Source organism: Mycobacterium sp., assembly GCF_035570115.1.
Lineage (GTDB): Bacteria > Actinomycetota > Actinomycetes > Mycobacteriales > Mycobacteriaceae > Mycobacterium.
This window is the reverse complement of sequence record NZ_DATMLH010000219.1, coordinates 1-4,619: the sequence shown is the minus strand read 5'-3', so window position 1 is coordinate 4,619 and position 4,619 is coordinate 1. Positions and strand designations below refer to the sequence as shown.

Genomic DNA, 4,619 nt, shown 5'->3' with positions numbered 1-4,619 from the left:
CGCCACCGCAGCGTTGACGGTACGCAACTGGACTCGGCGGCCCTCGGCGATGCCGATCAACCGCTCCAGGTCCTTCATGTCGTTCATCGACCTCAAGAGCCGGTCGGGATGCCAGCAGATCAGCGCGCCGAACTCGCTATCGGCCATCGCCTTCAGCATGGCCTCGAAGCCGGGACGGGTGTGACCGGAGCAGATCTACGTCAGCACCCGGGCAGTGCCTCCGCGGCCCGCTATGTCGCTGCTTATGCCCTTGCGTGCTTTCGGGCTGATCCACGATGCGACCATGGTCGGTCCGTCGGTGATTCGACCCATTGACGTTGAAGTTTCTGCGGAGTGCCTCGACCGCCACGCCGCCGATCCCCACCTGCGCCACGCGTACAACACGGCGGCCGTTTAGCCGCTGGGACCAATTTCGGATCCCTCGCTTAAATTGAGCCAGTTCACGTCGAAACGTCGGTCAAATACGTATGTTCCGGCATGGCCTAAACGCACCCAGGGCGCCGCATAAATCTTGAAACCGTGGCTGCGGGCCAGCAAGCAGAAATGATAATCTTCGGTTATCAGCCTGCCCGAAGGATCGGTGGTGGTGGCGTAGTACTCCTTGATTGGTTTTTCGTCTGGTGCATATTCGGGAACGACCTCGGATAGCGTTTCAAACACACCGCGCTTGATGAGCATAAAGCCGGTACCTGCGGCCGCGATCTCTAGTAATCCATCGGGGTCAGCGGCAAGACTGTCGGCCGAGTCATCTATGAGTTTAACGGCGAACGAGCCTGCGTGGTTGATTAACTCTTCAGGCGGCACGCCGGCCTTGGCCGCTTGCGCCACAGACGCCCAATCCACTTCTTTCTTGGGATATATCCCACCCACGATGTCCCTATCGGCTATCAGCATGCTCACGATATCCGTGGCATTAAACCCAATATCCGAATCAATCCACATCAAATGGGTGGCCTTGGATTCTAGAAATTGATGGGTTAAGACGTTTCTCGCATTCGGCACGAGACTTTCACTCAACGTGACGGCGTACAATGAATCAACCCTGTTCCTCAGGAAGATACCGGATAATTGCACCATTGACACGGTGTAAATCCCTGCAGCCATGCCCCCATACATGGGCGTAGCTATGAACACGGTCGGCGTGGACACATCGCTATCAAGGTTTTGTCCGCCGTCAGCATCAGGCCCTGAAAGTCGATCAACCATCGCGCAACTATATGGCGTCGAAACGCGAGCCCGCTCAGGCACCAGAGCCATCGGTCGGAAGATAATCGCATGAAAGCGAGCAGTGGCGTGCGTCCGGCTTCAGCACACGATACTGCTGCGTGCCTGGCGATTTACCGCGCCTACGTGCAGAACACAGCCATCAGCCGGGAAGGAATGGCTCGTCCGGTATGGGCAGCCGTCGAAACGCCTGGCCGCCTTCCAATGGGCGACCGAGACCGGTAGTCGACATCCCCCATCAGCGCGCCGGCGGAGGACGCGGCTCTACACGCGACTGCTGCGCCGGCGCGGTGAGCAACGGCATCCATCGATCCACCGGGGTTATCCGCGGCGCGATCCGCCGGGCACGGTCGGCCAGGATGACCGGTTGGCCCGACCATGTCCTCCGCCGCAGCTGACATGTAAGCCGCTAAGAATCCGTAAAGACGTTAGGCCAGCTGAGCAGGGCCGCACCAAGGTGGGGCTGTGGACGTCGTTGTCCATTAAGAACACGCTTTGACCGACCTGAGAAAAACCCGAGACCACGCTGAGCTCGTTGAGCGGCCCCAATCGTGCCCCCAGTCGGACTCGAACCGACACTTGGCGGATTTTAAGTCCGCTGCCTCTGCCGATTGGGCTATGGGGGCCACCGACGAATGTAACGCCTGGCTGCTGAAACCCTACCGGGCACCCGAATCCCCCGGTCGGTTCAAGCCGTGTGTTAAAAGTTCGGACCGCACGTTAAGAAGCCATTAACGCGGTATGCGCTCCCGCTCAGGTTACGCGAAGGTAGACCCGTGGGACCGCTGCCGGACACCCGCACACACTGACAGTGATCATCGTGGCCGACCCCGCCGACGGGTCGGCTTCTTGGCACCCAGGAGAAATACATGTCATTCGTGACCACAGCACCCGCCGCCCTTGCCGCGGCCGCGGCCCAGCTGGAAGGTGTTGGTACCTCGTTTGCCACCGAGAGTTCGGCGGCCGCGGGCTCGACCACGGCGATCGCCCCCGCGGCTGCCGATGAGGTGTCGATCCTACAAAGCGGCGCGTTCTCGACCTATGGGCAGCTCTACCAAACGGTCAGCGCCCAGGCCCAGGCCATTCACCAGCAATTCGTGAACCTCCTGCAGCAGTCCTCGGGCTCCTACCAGGAGACCGAAGGAGCCAACCAGGCCAGCGCGGCCGCAAACTCGCTGTCGGGCGCGTCGTCGGCCGCCGCGCAGCCTGCGCAACCCATCACCGACGGCATCACCAGCCTGACGTCCTTCCTGACTGGCCTACCCCTCGTCAACAACAGCCTCTTCAGCACGAGTTTCGACGAGGTCGGCAACTTCACCTCCGGCTACTCGGACTTGATCGGTATGGGCGGTGGCGGTCTGCTCACCGCGCTGGCTGGTCCCTCAACCGCGTCGGCCGACCTCGGGGGCTTGGGATCCGGCCTGGTCGGCGACGTTGGTCCGGCAGGAGCTATCGGCGGTGTCGGCGGAGCTGGCGGAATGGGTGCGGCGCCGGTGTTGGCGGCGGCCGGCTCGGGGTCGTCGATCGGCCCGCTGTCGGTGCCGCCCAGCTGGGCTGGCGGAGCCGCAGTGCCGACGGCAAGCACGCCGGTCACGTTGGCCTCGCAGAGCTGGACCACCGCCGCGCCGTCCACCGGCGGGATGGGACCCGGCATCGCCGGCATGCCCGCGGTCGCCAACGGCGGTCGTGGCGGCTCGAGCTTCGGTGCCCCGCGCTACGGCGTCAAGCCCAAGGTCATGCCGACCATCCCCAAGCCCACGGCCACCTAAACAATCCACCCGGCCAAAGCTGGCCGGTTAAAACTCAATCGCAATCCGATCAATTCAAGGACGGGATTAGACAAATGGCTTTCGATTTTGCAGCGCGACCCCCGGAAATGAACTCCGCACTGATGTACTCCGGCGCCGGGGCGGGACCCTTGATGGCCGCCTCCTCCTCGTTCAGTGCCCTCAGCTCGGAACTGAGCTCGAGCGCGGCGTCCTACGAGTCGATTGTTTCCCACCTCGGCTCGGAGTGGACGGGACCGTCGTCAACGGCGATGGCCGCTTCGGCTCAGACCTACATCACCTGGCTGACCACCACCTCGGCGCAACTGCAGGACGCGGCCGCCGCGGCCACCTCATCGGCGGCGGCCTACGAGGCGGCCCACGCCGCCACGATCCCACCGCCGGTTGTCACCGCCAACCGGGTGCAGCTGGCGGCGCTGGTCGCGACCAACATCCTGGGCCAGAACACCCCGGCGATCGCGGCCAACGAGGCCATGTACGGCGAGTTTTGGGCACAGGACGCCGCCGCGATGTACGGCTACTCGGCCGCGGCGTCAGCAGCCTCTTCGGGTCTGACACCGCTGACCGACCCGACCGAGAACACCAACCCGGGCGGGCCGGGCCAACAAGCTGCCGCGGTCAGCCAGGCCCTCGGCAGCAACGGGACCTCGTCGACGCTGACCAACGCGCTGAGCGGCACACAGAACGCGGCGAGTTCGCTCCTCAACCCGGCCGCCCTCTCCGCTCAGGCCCCCGCCGGCTCGCTACTGTCGGCTATCAACGGTTTGTTCGCCGTACCGATCGTCGGCAATACCATTTACAACATCGGTGTCACGCTGGCATGGAACAGCGCCATGATGACGGCGACCCTGCCGCTGCTGGCGCACTTCATGGCCGGCTCTGCATTCGGGTTCAGCATCGGCGACGCCACCCCCCTCGGGGCCGGGTTGGGCTTCGGCACGACGCTGGCGGGCGCAAACGCGCCCATCGGCGGAGCGCTGGCGGCGGGTATGGGCGAGGCGTCCTCGGTCGGCGGCCTGTCGGTGCCGGCCGGCTGGTCGGCGGCCACGCCGGCTGCTGTCAGTGACGCCACGTTGGCGGGCAGCGGCTGGACCGCGGCCGTCGACGAGGGCGGCGCCGGCATGGGAGGCGCGCCGGGCATCATGCCGGGGATGGCCTCCGCGGGCGGCAAGTCGGGCATGGGCTTCGGCGGGCCGCGCTACGGCACCAAGCCGAAGGTCATGCCTAAGCAGGTGTTCGTCTGATGACGAGGGAGGCGATGCCGCCTGCCTGAGACCAGTCATCAATTTCGACCAGTATCAAATCACGACAAGGAGATATAGATATGCCTACGCGTTTTATGACTGATCCGCATGAGATGCGGTCGATGGCGGGCCGTTTCGATATGCACGCCCAGACGGTGGAGGACGAGGCCCGCAAGATGTGGGCGTCCTCGCAGAACATCGCCGGTGCGGGCTGGAGTGGGATGGCGCAGATGACGTCCTACGACACCATGGGCCAGATGAACCAGGCGTTTCGCAACATTGTCAACATGCTGCACGGTGTGCGTGACGGGCTGATCCGCGACGCCAACAACTACGAGCAGCAAGAGCAGGCTTCCCAGCGGCT

5 protein-coding genes and 1 tRNA gene are annotated in these 4,619 nt (G+C 64.0%); 3 read left to right on the top strand and 3 right to left on the bottom strand.

The genetic code is table 11. The features are described 5' to 3' along the window. The 3 genes from VNW74_RS31930 to VNW74_RS19630 form a co-directional block, all read right to left on the bottom strand. On the bottom strand, window positions 1-195 hold a 195-nt coding region (locus VNW74_RS31930; protein ID WP_414686726.1), incomplete at its 3' end, for a recombinase family protein. 198 nt (window positions 196-393) lie between these two features. Then, window positions 394-1,206 carry a hypothetical protein gene (locus VNW74_RS19635; RefSeq protein WP_325679829.1) on the bottom strand — a complete coding sequence of 271 codons (813 nt, stop codon included), beginning with the start codon at window positions 1,204-1,206 and terminating at the stop codon, window positions 394-396. Between the two features lie 570 nt (window positions 1,207-1,776). Continuing rightward, a tRNA-Leu gene (locus VNW74_RS19630) sits at window positions 1,777-1,850 on the bottom strand. A 243-nt stretch (window positions 1,851-2,093) separates the two neighbouring features. Between VNW74_RS19630 and VNW74_RS19625 the strand changes: the two genes are divergently transcribed. The 3 genes from VNW74_RS19625 to VNW74_RS19615 all read left to right on the top strand — a co-directional run. Continuing rightward, window positions 2,094-2,993, top strand: coding sequence for a PPE family protein, SVP subgroup (locus tag VNW74_RS19625; protein ID WP_325679827.1), 900 nt, complete (start codon window positions 2,094-2,096; stop codon window positions 2,991-2,993). A 74-nt stretch (window positions 2,994-3,067) separates the two neighbouring features. Continuing rightward, window positions 3,068-4,255, top strand: coding sequence for a PPE family protein (locus VNW74_RS19620; RefSeq protein WP_325679826.1), 1,188 nt, complete (start codon window positions 3,068-3,070; stop codon window positions 4,253-4,255). Between the two features lie 80 nt (window positions 4,256-4,335). Further along, on the top strand, window positions 4,336-4,619 hold a 284-nt coding region (locus tag VNW74_RS19615), incomplete at its 3' end, for a WXG100 family type VII secretion target (RefSeq protein WP_325679824.1).

Coding starts and splice junctions, on each gene's coding strand:
- VNW74_RS19625 (WP_325679827.1), top strand. CDS start 2,094: ATGTCATTCGTGACCACAGCACCCGCCGCCCTTGCCGCGGCCGCGGCC.
- VNW74_RS19620 (WP_325679826.1), top strand. CDS start 3,068: ATGGCTTTCGATTTTGCAGCGCGACCCCCGGAAATGAACTCCGCACTG.
- VNW74_RS19635 (WP_325679829.1), bottom strand. CDS start 1,206: ATGGTTGATCGACTTTCAGGGCCTGATGCTGACGGCGGACAAAACCTT.